Source organism: Bradyrhizobium sp. CCGUVB14 (assembly GCF_024199935.1).
Taxonomy (GTDB): domain Bacteria; phylum Pseudomonadota; class Alphaproteobacteria; order Rhizobiales; family Xanthobacteraceae; genus Bradyrhizobium.
Map to the genome: position 1 here is coordinate 2,689,389 of NZ_JANADS010000001.1, position 14,474 is coordinate 2,703,862.

Genomic DNA, 14,474 nt, shown 5'->3' on the forward strand with positions numbered 1-14,474 from the left:
ATCAAAAACGAAAGTAACCACTCGACGGAACGAGTGGTCGCCGGGGGATGCGTCTGTTGGAGCGTATTTTCGACCTCGCCATCATTGGAGGCGGTGTTAACGGTTGCGGCATCGCGCGCGATGCCGTGGGCCGCGGGAACACTGTTTTCCTGTGCGAAATGAACGATCTGGCGAGCGGGACGTCGTCCTGGTCGACCAAGCTGGTCCATGGTGGCCTGCGCTATCTCGAATATTACGAGTTTCGGCTGGTCCGCGAGGCGCTGATCGAGCGCGAGATTCTCTGGGGCATCGCGCCCCACATCATCCGCCCCTTACGTTTCGTTCTGCCGCATCACGCTGGCCTGCGTCCGGCCTGGCTGCTGCGCCTTGGCCTCTTTCTCTACGATCATATCGGCGGTCGTCATTTGCTGCCGGCGACCCGTTCGCTGGATCTCAGGCGTGACGAGGTCGGCCGTCCGCTGATCCCGAATCGCTATAGCCGCGCCTTCGAGTATTCCGACTGCTTCGTCGATGACGCCCGGCTCGTCGTGCTCAATGCGCGCGACGCCGCCGACAAGGGCGCCGAGATTCGTACCCGGACCCGTGCGACGGATATCAAGCAGTCCGACGGCGTCTGGACCGTCAGCATGGTCGACACGCTGACCGGTGCGCGCTCGCAGATCCAGGCCCGCGCGCTGGTCAATGCCGGCGGCCCCTGGGTCGAGGACGTGCTCGGCCGCGGTGCCGGCGTCAACGCGAAAGCCAAAGTGCGCCTGGTGCAGGGCTCGCACATCGTGGTCAAGAAGCTCTACGACCACGACCGCGCCTACATGTTCCAGAACGCCGACGGTCGCATCATCTTCGTCATTCCCTATCAGGATGACTTCACACTGATCGGCACCACCGACCGCGACTATGACGGCGATCCCGCCAAGGTGAAGGCGACGGCGGAGGAGATCCAATATCTCTGCGCTGCCGCGAGCGAATATCTCGCCAAGCCCGTGACGCCGGAGGACGTGGTCTGGACCTATTCCGGCGTGCGTCCGCTTTATGACGATGGCGCCAGCGAAGCCAAGGCCGCGACCCGCGACTACGTGTTTGAGCTCGACACGCCCGGCGGCTCGCCGCTGTTGTCGATCTATGGCGGCAAGATCACGACCTATCGCCGCCTCGCCGAAGAGGCGCTGGAACGGCTCGCGCCCTATCTTCGCAGTGCGAAGGCGCGCGAGGGCTGGACCGGCAAATGGCCGCTGCCGGGCGGCGACATGGACGTGTCGGCCGTCGACGGCCTGATCGGCGAGCTCCAGCGCGGCTATCCCTTCCTCAGCCATGAGCATGCGCGACGTCTCGCGCGCGCCTATGGTACCCGCGCCATCAAATTGCTCGGCGACGCCAAATCGGCCGCCGATCTCGGCCAGGCCTTTGGCGCAACTCTGACCGAACGCGAGGTTCGCTACCTGATGACCAACGAATGGGCGGTGACCGCCGAGGATATCGTCTGGCGCCGCTCCAAGCTCGGCCTGCGACTATCTGCCGACCAAATTGCCACTCTGGACGACTGGATCAGGACCCACGCCGTGTCGCAAAGTCCACTGCTGGAAGCAGGAGGACGCTCATGAGCGTGACACTCGATCATGTGACCCGGACCGTCGACGGGGTCCCGCACATTCGCGACGTCTCGCTGACGCTGGAGAGCGGCACGCTCAACGTGTTGCTCGGGCCGACGCTGTCGGGCAAGACCTCGATCATGCGGCTGCTCGCCGGTCTCGACAAGCCGACCACGGGCAAGGTGCTCGTCAACGGCAAGGACGTCACCGGCGTCGATGTGCGCCAGCGTTCGGTCGCGATGGTCTATCAGCAGTTCATCAATTACCCCTCGCTCACGGTCTATGAGAACATCGCTTCGCCACTCCGCGTGCAGGGCAAGCCGCGCGAGGAGATCGAGACGCGCGTGGCGGAAGCCGCCCGGCTGCTCCGGCTCGAGCCGTTCCTGAAGCGCACGCCGCTCCAGCTTTCCGGCGGCCAGCAGCAGCGCACCGCGATGGCACGTGCGCTGGTGAAGGGCGCCGACCTCGTGCTGCTCGACGAGCCGCTCGCCAATCTCGACTACAAGCTGCGCGAGGAGCTGCGCGCCGAGCTGCCGCGCATCTTCGAGGCCTCCGGCGCGATCTTCGTCTATGCCACGACAGAGCCCACCGAGGCGCTGCTGCTCGGCGGCAACACGGTCTGCATGTGGGAGGGCCAAGCGCTCCAGATCGGCGAGACCACCAACGTCTACCGCCGGCCCCAGACGATGCGCGTCGCGCAGGTGTTCTCCGATCCGCCGCTCAACCTCGTCGGCATCGAGAAGAAGAATGGCTCCGTGCAATATGCCGGCGGCACCCCGTCGCCGGCCTCGGGTCTCTATTCCTCGCTTGCCGACGGCGCCTATCGCGTCGGCTTTCGCGCGCATCAGCTTGCGCTCGCCAACGGCCAGGCAGACCGCCACGCCTTCCATGCCACGGTGACGGTGACCGAGATCACCGGTTCGGAGAGTTTCGTGCATTTGACCCGCGACGGATCGAACTGGGTTGCGGTGCTGCACGGCGTGCACGAGTTCGAGCCCGGCCAGACCATCGACGCCGTGCTCGATCCCAACGATGTCTTCGTCTTCGATGCGGCTGATCGCCTCGTCGCGGCACCCGGCTCGTGAGGGAGGTGCGATATGGCCCGCATTGACCTCGTCGATCTCGCCCACTCCTACGGCGGCAATGATGCCCCGCAGGAAACCTTTGCGCTGAAGCCGGTGACCATGACCTGGCGGCAGGGCGGCGCTTATGCGCTGCTCGGACCAAGCGGCTGCGGCAAGACCACGCTGCTCAACGTCATCTCCGGCATCATCACGCCGTCGCGGGGGAAAATCCTGTTTGACGGCCAGGACATCACACCTCTGTCAACCCAGAAGCGCAACATCGCCCAGGTGTTCCAGTTCCCGGTGATCTACGACACCATGACAGTGGGGCAGAACCTGGCGTTTCCGTTGAAGAATCGCGGTGTGCCGAAGGCCGAGATCGACAAGCGCGTCGCAGAGATCGGCCGCCTGCTCGACCTCGAGCCCCATCTGAACCGCAAGGCAACCCGGCTGACCGCCGACGCCAAGCAGAAAATCTCGCTCGGCCGCGGCCTCGTCCGCTCCGATGTTGCCGCCGTGCTGTTCGACGAGCCGCTGACGGTGATCGATCCCGAGCTGAAATGGCAGCTCCGCTCCAAGCTGAAGGCACTGCATCGCGAGCTCGACCTCACGATGATCTACGTCACCCACGACCAGACCGAGGCGCTGACCTTCGCCGACACCGTCGTCGTCATGCATGACGGCCGCGTGGTGCAGAGCGGCACGCCGGCCGAGCTGTTCGACAAGCCGGCGCACACCTTCGTCGGCTACTTCATCGGCTCGCCCGGCATGAACATCCTGCCGGCGGAAGTGAAGGGACGCGAGGCGCGGATCGACGGCCATGTCATTGCGCTGAACCGCAGCTACGACAATCTTCCCGCAGGCGCCAAGATCGAGATCGGCGTGCGTCCGGAGTTCGTCGAGGTCGTCGCGCCCGCGCCCGGCCTGCTCACTGCCAGGATCGAGCGCATCGACGATCTCGGCCGCATTCGCTTCGCGCGCGCGCGTCTGGGCGATGCCAAGCTCGCGGCACGGGCACCGGCTGGCTTCACCAGCTCCGACGGTACCGCCGGGCTGAAATTCGATCCGGCGCACATCCACGTCTATGCCGACAGCCTTCTGGTGGAAGGAGCCGCCTGATGGACAAGACCATCAACCAAAAAGCCTGGTTCCTGGTGCTGCCGGTGTTCCTGGTCGTCGCCTTCTCGGCGGTACTGCCGCTGATGACGGTGGTGAACTATTCGATGCAGGACACCTTCGGCAACAACCAGTTCTTCTGGAACGGCGTCGGCTGGTTCAAGGAATTGCTCGATCCCTCGACCGATCTCGGCGGCCGCTTCCTGGCCTCGCTCGGCCGCAACCTGTTCTTCTCGCTGGTGATCCTTGCGATCGAGGTGCCGCTCGGCATCGTGGTGGCGCTGTCGATGCCGCGTGACGGCTGGACGGTCGCGGCCTGCCTCGTCACCCTCGCGCTGCCGCTGCTGATTCCGTGGAACGTGGTCGGCACGATCTGGCAGATCTTTGGCCGGCCCGACATCGGCCTGCTCGGCTATACGCTCAATGCGATGGGCTTCGACTACAATTACGTGTCCAACGCCGTCGATGCCTGGGTCACCGTTATCGTGATGGACGTCTGGCATTGGACCAGCCTCGTCGCGCTGCTCTGCTATGCCGGCCTGAAGTCGATCCCGGAGGCCTACTACCAGGCCGCCCAGATCGACGGCGCTTCGCGCTGGGCTGTGTTCAAGGCGATCCAGTTGCCGAAGATGAACCGCGTGCTGCTGATCGCCGTGCTGCTGCGCTTCATGGACAGCTTCATGATCTACACCGAGCCGTTCGTCGTCACCGGCGGCGGGCCCGGCAACTCGACCACCTTCGTCTCGATCGAGCTCGTCAAGATCGCGCTCGGCCAGTTCGACCTCGGCAAGGCAGCGGCGCTCTCGCTGGTCTACAATCTGATCATCCTGATCGTCTGCTGGATCTTCTACACCGTCATGACCAATGCCGGCAGTGAACGCAAACCCCAGGAAGGAGCGGCGTGATGCACTCGATCCCCGGCCGCCGCCTCATCATGGGGCTGTTCCTGATCTTCCTGCTGTTGCCGATCTACTGGCTCGTCAACATGAGCTTCAAGACCAACGCCGAGATCGTCTCGACGATGACCTTGTGGCCGCATGCGCCGACGCTGCAGCACTACAAGCGCATCTTCACCGACGAGAGCTGGTATTCCGGCTACATCAACTCGCTCGAATACGTCATCCTCAACACCATCATTTCGATCTCGGTGGCGTTGCCCGCGGCCTATGCGTTCTCGCGCTACCGCTTCCTCGGCGACAAGCATCTGTTCTTCTGGCTGCTGTCGAACCGTATGGCGCCGGCGGCGGTCTATGCGCTGCCGTTCTTCAACCTCTACTCGGCGATCGGCCTGTTCGATACGCCGTGGGCGGTTGCGCTGGCGCACTGCATCTTCAACGTGCCTCTGGCGGTGTGGATCCTCGAAGGCTTCGTCTCCGGCGTGCCGCGCGAGATCGACGAAACCGCCTTCCTCGACGGCTATTCCTTCCCGCGCTTCTTCGTCCGGATTCTGGTGCCGCTGATCGCGAGCGGCATCGGCGTCGCCGCCTTCTTCTGCTTCATGTTCTCCTGGGTCGAGCTGCTGCTGGCGCGGACGCTCACCTCGGTGCAGACCAAGCCGATCGCGGCGATCATGACGCGTACGGTGTCGGCGGCCGGCATGGATTGGGGCCTGCTGGCGGCTGCCGGTGTGCTCACCATCATTCCGGGCGCGCTGGTGATCTGGTTTGTCCGCAATTACATCGCGCGCGGTTTCGCGCTCGGCCGGGTCTAGGAGGTTCTCATGGAATCCATTGCATGGATGGCCTGGACGCTGCCGACGGCGATCTTCTTCGCCGCGCTCGCCTGCACGCTGGCGGTGATGACGTGGCTCGCGTCGGTCTATCCCGAAGCCGAGCGCGTCGGCGTGCTTCGTATTCCGACCACGCGCGGCGACCGGCTGTTCATCTCGCTGATCGCGGCTGCCGTCATCCATTTGGTATGGATCGGCCTGGTCGGTACCAACCCGATCGCCTCGCTGCCGATCGGCGAAGAGGGGATCGAGATTTCGAGCCTGTGGCTCGCAAGTGGAATTTCGCTGGCGACGGCCGTGCTCATTTTTCGCACGGTTTGAAGCTCGCGAAGGGACGGCCAGATCCGGGGTCAACCCGGGCCTGTATAAAAGTTTGTCGCTGCAACGGAGGAACAACATGCGACAGTTTAGGAGAAGGAAAGGTCCATTGACCAAGATTAGCTTTCTGACCGTGTCGAGCGCCGCGGCCATTCTCGCCACCGCGTTCGCAGCCTCGGCGCCGGTTCGCGCCGCCGACGATGCCGCCATCCAGAAGTGGATTGCGGAATTCCAGCCTTCGACCATTTCGAAGGACGACCAGAAGAAGGAGCTGGAGTGGTTCGCGAAGGCCGCCGAGCCTTTCAAGGGCATGGAGATCAACGTCGTCTCCGAGACCATCGCGACCCACGAATACGAGTCGCAGACGCTCGCCAAGGCGTTCTCCGAGCTGACCGGCATCAAGCTCAAGCACGACATCATCCAGGAAGGTGACGTCGTCGAAAAGCTTCAGACCCAGATGCAGTCGGGCAAGAACGTTTATGACGGCTGGATCAACGACTCCGACCTGATCGGCACCCACTTCCGCTACGGCCAGACCATCGCGCTGTCGGACTACATGACCGGCGAAGGCAAGGACGTCACCGATCCCATGCTCGACGTCAACGACTTCATCGGCAAGTCGTTCGGCACCGCGCCCGATGGCAAGCTCTATCAGCTGCCCGACCAGCAGTTCGCGAACCTCTATTGGTTCCGCTACGACTGGTTCACCAACCCTGACTACAAGGCCAAGTTCAAGGCCAAGTATGGCTACGATCTCGGCGTGCCCGTGAACTGGTCGGCGTATGAGGACATCGCCGAGTTCTTCACGAACGACATCAAGGAGATCAACGGCGTCAAGGTCTACGGCCATATGGACTATGGCAAGAAGGACCCGTCGCTCGGCTGGCGTTTCACCGACGCCTGGCTCTCGATGGCAGGTAACGGCGACAAGGGCATTCCGAACGGTCTGCCGGTCGACGAGTGGGGCATCCGCATGGAAGGCTGCCGCCCGGTCGGCTCGTCGATCGAGCGTGGTGGCGACACCAACGGTCCCGCAGCGGTCTACTCGATCACCAAGTACCTCGAGTGGATGAAGAAGTACGCCCCGCCGCAGGCGCAGGGCATGACGTTCTCTGAGTCGGGTCCGGTCCCGGCGCAGGGCAACATCGCCCAGCAGATGTTCTGGTACACCGCCTTCACCGCCGACATGGTGAAGCCGGGCATCGCCGTGATGAACGCGGACGGTACGCCGAAGTGGCGTATGGCTCCGTCGCCGCACGGTTCGTACTGGAAGGAAGGCATGAAGCTCGGCTACCAGGACGCGGGTTCGCTCACGCTTCTGAAGTCGACCCCGGCGGATCGCCGCAAGGCAGCCTGGCTGTATCTCCAGTTCATCGTCTCCAAGACGGTGTCGCTGAAGAAGAGCCATGTCGGTCTCACCTTCATCCGTGAATCCGACATCTGGGACAAGTCGTTCACCGAGCGTGCGCCGAAGCTCGGCGGCCTGATCGAGTTCTACCGCTCGCCCGCGCGCGTGCAGTGGACCCCGACCGGCAACAACGTGCCTGACTATCCGAAGCTCGCGCAGTTGTGGTGGCAGAACATCGGCGATGCGTCGTCCGGTGCGAAGACGCCGCAAGCCGCGATGGATGCTCTTGCCGCCGCGCAGGACTCCGTCATGGAGCGCATCGAGAAGTCGGGCGTGCAGGGAGCCTGCGGTCCGAAGCTGCACAAGAAGGAGTCGGCCGAGTTCTGGTTCGCCAAGGCCCAGAAGGACGGCACGATTGCTCCGCAGCGCAAGCTCGCCAACGAGAAGCCGAAGGGCGAAACGATCGACTACGACACCCTGATCAAGTCGTGGCCGGCCACCCCGCCCAAGCGCGCCTCGCTGCAGTAAGCAACGCCTCATAACGACGAAAGGCCGGGAGCAATCCCGGCCTTTTTCTTTTGCGCCGCTGCTTCCGTAGCGTCAAAGCGCTCGCTCCATATTCTCGGTGTCATCGTCCGCGAAGGCGGACGATCCAGTATCCCGGAGGCAGGAGTGGGATACGGAGAAGCCGCGGCGTACTGGATTCCCCGCTTTCGCGGGGAATGACAGCGGTGGCGTGGAGGAGTGACTCCCGCGACCCATGCGGTCCGTCACGCGCACCCCCGCTTGACTCTCTGTCACGCCGAATTCATGATCAGCATAATCCGATTGAAGTAATCGTATTTCGATTACTTTGCGAAAGCCGCTTGGGCCAGGGTTGGCCCGTTCCGGAGGCCGGTAGATGGCATTGATCGAGGCGTTCAAGCAGTTGCTGGGCGACACGGCCGTGCTGACCCGCGAGGAGGATCTCGCTGGCCTGACCGAGGATTGGCGCGGCCGTTTTCACGCGCCGGCGCTCTGTGCGGTGCTGCCCTCGACCACGGAGCAGGTTGCTTCCATCGTCCGTCTCTGCGCCGCGCATGAGACGCCGGTGCTGCCGCAGGGCGGCAACACCAGCCTGTGCGGTGGCGCGACACCATCGGAGCAGGGCAAGCCGCCGGTCATCGTCGCGCTGACGCGCATGCGCCGGATCCGTTCGCTCGATCCCGTCAACAACACCATGGTGGTCGATGCCGGCTGTGTGCTCGCGACCATTCAGGAGACCGCTGCCGGCGCCGGCCGGCTTTATCCGGTCAGCCTCGGCGCCGAAGGGTCGTGCCAGATCGGCGGCAATATCGGCACCAATGCCGGCGGCACCGGCGTGCTGCGCTACGGCAATACGCGCGATAATGTGCTCGGCCTGGAGGTCGTCCTGCCGGACGGATCGGTCTGGGACGGCCTCTACGCGCTGCGCAAGAACAACACCGGTTATGACCTCAAGCATCTCTTCATCGGTTCGGAAGGGACGCTCGGCATCGTCACCGGTGCGGTGCTGAAATTGCATCCCCTGCCGACGGCGGAGGCCGTTGCCTGGCTCGCAGTCGATGGTCCGCAACAGGCGCTCGAGGTGCTCGGCCTGTTCCAGGCCGCCTGCAATTCACGGCTATCCGCCTTCGAGCTGATGAATGCGAAGCAGATCCAGCTCGTGCTGGAGCAGGTGCCGGGCCGGCGCTGCCCGGTCGCCGAGATCGACACCTGGCACGTTCTCGTCGAATTGTCCGATACCGGCGATGCCGCAGAACTCGCCGCCACGATGCAGACGGTGCTCGAGCAGGCGCTCGAGGCCGGGCTCGTCAGCGACGGCGTCGTCGCTTCGAGCGAGGCGCAGCGCAAGGCGATGTGGCTGGTGCGGCACAGCGTGTCGGAAGCCAACAAGAAAGCCGGCGTCGGCCTGACCTCTGACACTGCGGTTCCGGTCTCGACCGTGCCGGCCTTCATCGACCAGGCGATGGCGGCCGTGCGCGCGATCGTGCCGGATCTGCCGTTCATCGTCGTTGGCCACATGGGCGACGGCAACATCCATCTCATCCCCTTCTTCAGCTTCGCCGAATGGGATGCGCTACCGGAGCGCGACGCCACCGCGCAGAAAATCCGTCGCGCCATGAACGATGTCGCCAGCTCCTTGCGCGGCACCTTCAGCGCCGAGCACGGCGTCGGTCGCACGCTGACCGGCGAGATGACCCGCTACAAGCCGCCTGTCGAGCTCGCCTTGATGCGTGCGGTCAAACAGGCATTCGACCCGCTTGGCCTCTTCAATCCCGATCGCGTTCTGCCGCCGTCATCGGCGACCGGGGCGGCCGCGGCGTCACCGACCATCGCAACATCGCTAGAGAGGGGACTGACATGACCAACGCACCGAAGATCATCACTTCCCGCCGTCGCTTGCTGCTCGGAGCAGGGGCCGGCGCCGTCGCGCTCGCCGCACCGTCCGTCTGGTCGCCGTCCCGCGCCGCGGGCAAGCGCATCGTCGTGCGTGACGATGGCGGCATCTACACCAAGGCTTACGGCGCCGTTTATTATCGGCCCTTCACCGAGGCGACGGGAATCGAGGTGGTCGGCGTGCAGGCCAATGCCGAGCCGGTCGCGCAGATCAAGACCATGGTCGATACCAAGAACTACAGCTGGGACATGGCCAAGATCTCCTGGCCCGCGATCCAGATCCTGACCACCGGCGGCAAGCAATATCTCGAGAAGCACGGCCTCGAATCCGAGCCGGTGATCAAGTCGATTCCGGCCGAATACGCCTCGCCCTACGGCGTCGCCACCAACGTCTACACCACCGTGCTCGCCTATCGCACCGACGCCTTCAAGGGCCGCAAGGCGCCGCAGTCCTGGGCGGATTTCTGGAACGTGGCGGATTTCCCCGCACGCCGCTCGGTGCGCAAGCATCCGTTCGACACGATCGAGGAAGCACTGATGGGCGCCGGTGCGCCAACAGCGCAGGTCTATCCGTGCGATCTCGACAAGGCCTTCGCGTCGCTCGACAAGATCAAGTCGCAGGTCGCGGTGTGGTGGACCAGCGGTGCTCAGGTCGAGCAGATGCTGACCTCGGGCGAAATCGACATGCTCCCGACCTGGGTGTCGCGCGCGCAGTCGGCGCAGGCGGCCGGCGCGCCCGTCGAGATCGTCTGGAACCAGGGCGTCTGGGGCGCCGACAATTGGTCGATCCTCGCCGGCACGCCGAACGCCGATGCCTGCCGCGAGTTCATCAAGTTCGCGTCCGATCCGAAGCGCATGGCTGCGCTGGTCGAATATTTCCCCGCCGGCCTCACGCAGCCGGAGGCCTTCAACTACATTAAGCCGGAGGTCGCAAAAAACTGCCCGAGCTATCCTGACAACATCAAGGCCGGGCTGAAGATCGACGCAAAATTCTGGTACGACAACCAGGCCGCCGTCATCGAACGCTTCAACAGCTGGATCCTGGCTTGATCGGCAAGGGGGGCGCCAACGGATCGGAGCGGCCCATGGTTTCGTCGAGCCTGCGCATTCACGAGCTGTGCAAGCGCTATGGCGACTTCGTCGCGCTGGCGCCGACCAGCCTCGATGTCGCCAAGGGCGAATTCCTGACCCTGCTCGGTCCGTCCGGATCGGGCAAGACGACGCTGCTCAGCCTGATCGCGGGTCTCGCCCATCCCGACCAGGGGAGGATCCTGATCGACGACGCCGACGTCACCCACAGCCCGGCCTATGAGCGTGACATCGGCGTCGTGTTCCAGAACTACGCGCTGTTCCCGCACATGACGATCGAGGAGAATATCGCGTTTCCCCTGAAGATGCGGAAGGTGACCGACGCCGAAGCGCGCAGGCGAACGGCGGAGGCGCTGGAGACGGTGCGGTTGGCGCACGTCGCAAAACGTTATCCGCGCGAACTGTCCGGCGGCCAGCAGCAGCGCATCGCGCTGGCGCGCTGCATCGTCTACCGTCCGGCGATCATCCTGATGGACGAACCGCTCGGCGCGCTCGACAAGAAGTTGCGCGACCAGATGCAGCTCGAGATCAAGCGCATCCACCGCGAGCTCGGCACCACGATCGTCTACGTCACCCATGACCAGGAAGAGGCGATGACCATGTCGGATCGCATCTGCCTGATGAACGCCGGTGCGATCGAGCAGCTCGGAACGCCCCAGGATCTCTACTTCCGGCCGCGCTCGGTGTTCGTCGCCGACTTCCTCGGCGAGTCCAACCTGCTCAGCGCGACGGTGCGCGGCGTCGATGGTGATGGGCTCGACATCGTGCTGGCGGCGCAGGCCGCGCCGTCGCGCGCGGTCGGCAATGGCTCTCGTTTCGCTGCGGGGGAGGCGATCAAGGTGATGGTGCGTCCCCAGAACCTCGTAGTGGGCGAGGCGGGCGGCCAGCTCTCCGGCCGGCTCGTGGACGTGATGATCAGCGGCAGCCTGACGCGGCTCTATATCGCGCCGGAGACGGCGGGTCTGCCGCAGCTCGTCGCCGCGCATCCGACCCGCAGCGGCTCGGCGCCTTACGAAATCGGGCAGTTGCTGTCGCTTGGATGGCATGCGGCGGATGCCGTTGCGATCTGCGACGGGAAGGGGATCTGAGCTTGGCCGGCCTGCGCGCGATACAACGAAATCTGGCCCTGACGCGGGTCGCGATGGGCGCGCCGCTGGTCCTGCTGCTCGTGTTGTTCCTGATCTATCCCGTCGGCCAGCTGCTCCTTCTCAGCATCTACGGCGATGCCGGCTTCACGCTGGCGCAATACCGCCAGCTGTTTGCCTCGTCCGTCTATCTCGACGTTCTCCTGATCACGCTGAAGATCTCGCTGGTCACCACGCTGGTCTGCGTCGTCACCGGTTATCCGATCGCCTATCTGATCTCGATCGTCGACAAGGAGCGCAAGGCGACGCTGCTGTTCTGGGTGCTGCTGTCGTTCTGGACCAGCTTCCTGGTCCGCGCCTTCGCCTGGATCGTTCTGCTCGGCCGCAACGGCGTCATCAACAAGCTGCTGGTCTCACTCGGCATCATTTCGAGCCCCGCGAGCCTGCTCTACAATTTCGGGAGTGTGCTCGTCGGCATGGTCAATGCGCTGTTGCCGCTCGCGGTGCTGACAATGCTCTCGGTGATGGAGAACATCGACCGCAATCTGCCACGCGCGGCCGCTACGCTCGGGGCGCGGCCGGGCATGGCGTTCTGGAAGATCTATTTTCCGCTGTCGCTGCCCGGCGTCGCCGCCGCGGGGATCATGGTGTTCGTCACCGCGATCGGCTTCTTCATCGTGCCCGCGCTGCTCGGCGGCCGCCGCGAGACCATGATCACGCAGCTCATCATCGACCAGGTCCAGCAGACTATGAATTGGGGTTTTGCGGGCGCGATCTCGGTGCTGCTGCTGGTCGTGGTCCTCGTCGTCTTTGCCGCCTATGACAGGCTTCTCGGTCTGTCGACCATGACCGGCGCATCCGCACCGCGCAATGCGGCACCGTCGCGTTTGTCGGGCCCGCTTCAGAAGGCCGGCGATGCGCTCCTCAATTTGCTCGGTGTGATTTCCGACCGCATCATCCTGATGATGCCGTCACGCCGTCGCGACCGCAATCCCGATCGGGCGGGTTTCGGCTTGCAGGTCTTCGTCTGGACCATGCTGCTCATCATCAGCGCACCGACCCTGCTGATGATCCCGCTGTCGTTCGGCAGCGGCGGCCTCAACTGGCCGCCGCAGGGTTTTACCCTGCATTGGTACGAGACGGTGCTGAACTCGCCGGTCTGGACCCAGGCGCTGCTGCGCTCGCTCCTGGTCGGCATCGGCACCGGATTGCTTGCCATGCTGATCGGAACGCCTGCCGCGTTCCTGCTGGTGCGCAGCGAAATTCCCGGCAAGGCGGCGTGGCTCGCCTTCATCCTGTCGCCGATCGTGGTGCCGCGCATGATCATCGCCGTCGGCTTGTTCTATGTCTTCGCGCGCATGGGCCTCGTCGGCAGCGCCGTCGGCCTCATTCTCGGGCACACCGTCGTGGCGGTCCCCTATGTGGTCATGACCATGATGGCGGTGCTGCGCAACTACGACACGCGGCTCGACCATGCCGCGCAGAGCCTCGGGGCGCGCCCGATCGCGACGCTGCGTTACGTCACCTTCCCGATCCTCGCCGCGGGCATGATGTCGTCGTTCCTGTTCGCCTTCGCGACCTCGTTCGATGAGCTCACCATCGCGCTGTTTGCGACAGGCGGCCTGAACGCGACGCTGCCAAAGCAGTTCTGGGACGAGGTGACGCTTCAGGTCTCGCCCGCGATCGCCGCCGTCTCGACCTGCCTGTTCGTTTTCATGGGACTCCTGATCTTCGTTGCCGAACGCCTGCGCCGGCGTGCCGCCGCGAGATAGCCTCTCCGCATTCAAACCAAGGGCTCACACCATGCTCACTGCCAATCGTCTCCGCGGCCTGTTCCCGGCCATTCCGACCCCGGTCAAGGCCGACGACACCATCGATGCCGGCGCGGTCGCGGCCATGTTCGCCTGGCTCAACAAGCAGGGCATCGATGGCGTCGTGCCGCTCGGCGGCACCGGCGAGTACGGCGCGGTCGCACGCGCTGAGCGCATCAAGATGGCCGGCCTGTCGGTGAAGGCGATGGCGGGCAAGGGGCCGGTCATCGCCGGCGTGCTCGACACGGGCTTCCACGACGCCTTGCAGGCGGGCAGGGAATTTGCGGCCGAGGGCGTGGACGGCCTGCTGGTACTTACGCCATATTACACCAATCCGACTCAGGTCGGCATTCGCGATTATTTCCTGCGCTATGCCGATGCCTCGCCCGTGCCCGTCCTGATCTACGAGATTCCCTACCGCACCCGGATCGCGATCGAACCCAAGATCCTGCATGAGCTGTCCAGGCATCCCAACATCATCGGCATGAAAGCCTGTAATCTCGACATGTACCATTTCCTCCAGGTCGTAGCCGGAGTCGACGAGAGCTTTGCGGTGCTGAGCGGCGAAGACAGCCTGTTCCCGCTGCATCTCGCGGCGGGCGCCAAGGGCGGCATCATCGTCACTGCGTGCCTGCTGCCGCGCGCCTGGCGCCAGATTTTCGAGACGGCGACGGCAGGCAGGACGGCGGAGGCCTTGAGCCTGCATCGCCGCCTGATCCCGCTGATGAACATGGCGTTCGCCGAGACCAATCCGGGACCGATGAAGGCGGTGATGGATCTCGTTGGCGTCGAGGCGCCGCGCATGCTCGCGCCGCTGGTGCAGCCGGCGCCGGCGTTGGTCGCCTCGCTCCGCGCCGAGCTCGGCCGGCAACTGGCGATTTCGGAGGGCATCGGGTGAAAGGATGGCAGC

General features: G+C 64.4%; 12 protein-coding genes. All 12 read left to right on the forward strand.

What is annotated here, in order from left to right:
* The first annotated feature begins 47 nt into the window (after nucleotides 1–47).
* The 12 genes from glpD (at nucleotide 48) to dapA (ending at nucleotide 14,462) form a co-directional block, all read left to right on the forward strand.
* A complete protein-coding gene (gene glpD / locus NLM32_RS12410; RefSeq protein WP_254129260.1) occupies nucleotides 48–1,598 on the forward strand; it encodes a glycerol-3-phosphate dehydrogenase in 1,551 nt (516 codons plus the stop codon).
* Entirely contained in the window at nucleotides 1,595–2,671 is a 1,077-nt protein-coding gene (locus tag NLM32_RS12415) for an ABC transporter ATP-binding protein (RefSeq protein ID WP_254129261.1), read from the forward strand. Before glpD ends, NLM32_RS12415 begins: the two co-directional genes overlap by 4 nt.
* A 12-nt stretch (nucleotides 2,672–2,683) precedes the next feature.
* Nucleotides 2,684–3,769 carry an ABC transporter ATP-binding protein gene (locus NLM32_RS12420; protein ID WP_254129262.1) on the forward strand — a complete coding sequence of 362 codons (1,086 nt, stop codon included), beginning with the start codon at nucleotides 2,684–2,686 and terminating at the stop codon, nucleotides 3,767–3,769.
* Nucleotides 3,769–4,671 (forward strand): carbohydrate ABC transporter permease, encoded by a 903-nt coding sequence (locus NLM32_RS12425; RefSeq protein WP_254129263.1) that lies wholly within the window; start codon nucleotides 3,769–3,771, stop codon nucleotides 4,669–4,671. Before NLM32_RS12420 ends, NLM32_RS12425 begins: the two co-directional genes overlap by 1 nt.
* Entirely contained in the window at nucleotides 4,671–5,477 is an 807-nt protein-coding gene (locus tag NLM32_RS12430) for a carbohydrate ABC transporter permease (RefSeq protein WP_212297498.1), read from the forward strand. Before NLM32_RS12425 ends, NLM32_RS12430 begins: the two co-directional genes overlap by 1 nt.
* A gap of 9 nt (nucleotides 5,478–5,486) precedes the next feature.
* Entirely contained in the window at nucleotides 5,487–5,816 is a 330-nt protein-coding gene (locus NLM32_RS12435) for a DUF2160 domain-containing protein (protein ID WP_254129264.1), read from the forward strand.
* Between the two features lie 76 nt (nucleotides 5,817–5,892).
* Entirely contained in the window at nucleotides 5,893–7,689 is a 1,797-nt protein-coding gene (locus tag NLM32_RS12440) for an ABC transporter substrate-binding protein (protein ID WP_212297500.1), read from the forward strand.
* A 373-nt stretch (nucleotides 7,690–8,062) separates the two neighbouring features.
* Nucleotides 8,063–9,547 (forward strand): FAD-binding oxidoreductase, encoded by a 1,485-nt coding sequence (locus NLM32_RS12445; protein WP_254129265.1) that lies wholly within the window; start codon nucleotides 8,063–8,065, stop codon nucleotides 9,545–9,547.
* The gene (locus tag NLM32_RS12450; RefSeq protein WP_254129266.1) at nucleotides 9,544–10,629 is read left to right on the forward strand and encodes an ABC transporter substrate-binding protein; all 1,086 of its coding nucleotides are present in this window, start codon (nucleotides 9,544–9,546) and stop codon (nucleotides 10,627–10,629) included. The genes NLM32_RS12445 and NLM32_RS12450 overlap by 4 nt, the downstream gene beginning before the upstream one ends.
* A gap of 35 nt (nucleotides 10,630–10,664) precedes the next feature.
* Nucleotides 10,665–11,756 carry an ABC transporter ATP-binding protein gene (locus NLM32_RS12455; RefSeq protein ID WP_254129267.1) on the forward strand — a complete coding sequence of 364 codons (1,092 nt, stop codon included), beginning with the start codon at nucleotides 10,665–10,667 and terminating at the stop codon, nucleotides 11,754–11,756.
* Nucleotides 11,757–11,758: 2 nt separating this feature from the next.
* On the forward strand, nucleotides 11,759–13,525 hold the full coding sequence (locus NLM32_RS12460; RefSeq protein WP_254129268.1) for an ABC transporter permease subunit: 1,767 nt from the start codon (nucleotides 11,759–11,761) through the stop codon (nucleotides 13,523–13,525).
* 31 nt (nucleotides 13,526–13,556) lie between these two features.
* Nucleotides 13,557–14,462 (forward strand): 4-hydroxy-tetrahydrodipicolinate synthase, encoded by a 906-nt coding sequence (dapA, locus tag NLM32_RS12465; protein WP_254129269.1) that lies wholly within the window; start codon nucleotides 13,557–13,559, stop codon nucleotides 14,460–14,462.
* Nucleotides 14,463–14,474: the final 12 nt, after the last annotated feature.

What these genes read in the sequence shown, in the direction of transcription:
- NLM32_RS12425 (WP_254129263.1), top strand. Translation starts at nt 3,769, where the DNA reads ATGGACAAGACCATCAACCAAAAAGCCTGGTTCCTGGTGCTGCCGGTG.
- NLM32_RS12415 (WP_254129261.1), top strand. Translation starts at nt 1,595, where the DNA reads ATGAGCGTGACACTCGATCATGTGACCCGGACCGTCGACGGGGTCCCG.
- NLM32_RS12435 (WP_254129264.1), top strand. Translation starts at nt 5,487, where the DNA reads ATGGAATCCATTGCATGGATGGCCTGGACGCTGCCGACGGCGATCTTC.
- NLM32_RS12440 (WP_212297500.1), top strand. Translation starts at nt 5,893, where the DNA reads ATGCGACAGTTTAGGAGAAGGAAAGGTCCATTGACCAAGATTAGCTTT.
- dapA (WP_254129269.1), top strand. Translation starts at nt 13,557, where the DNA reads ATGCTCACTGCCAATCGTCTCCGCGGCCTGTTCCCGGCCATTCCGACC.
- glpD (WP_254129260.1), top strand. Translation starts at nt 48, where the DNA reads ATGCGTCTGTTGGAGCGTATTTTCGACCTCGCCATCATTGGAGGCGGT.
- NLM32_RS12420 (WP_254129262.1), top strand. Translation starts at nt 2,684, where the DNA reads ATGGCCCGCATTGACCTCGTCGATCTCGCCCACTCCTACGGCGGCAAT.
- NLM32_RS12450 (WP_254129266.1), top strand. Translation starts at nt 9,544, where the DNA reads ATGACCAACGCACCGAAGATCATCACTTCCCGCCGTCGCTTGCTGCTC.
- NLM32_RS12445 (WP_254129265.1), top strand. Translation starts at nt 8,063, where the DNA reads ATGGCATTGATCGAGGCGTTCAAGCAGTTGCTGGGCGACACGGCCGTG.
- NLM32_RS12455 (WP_254129267.1), top strand. Translation starts at nt 10,665, where the DNA reads ATGGTTTCGTCGAGCCTGCGCATTCACGAGCTGTGCAAGCGCTATGGC.
- NLM32_RS12430 (WP_212297498.1), top strand. Translation starts at nt 4,671, where the DNA reads ATGCACTCGATCCCCGGCCGCCGCCTCATCATGGGGCTGTTCCTGATC.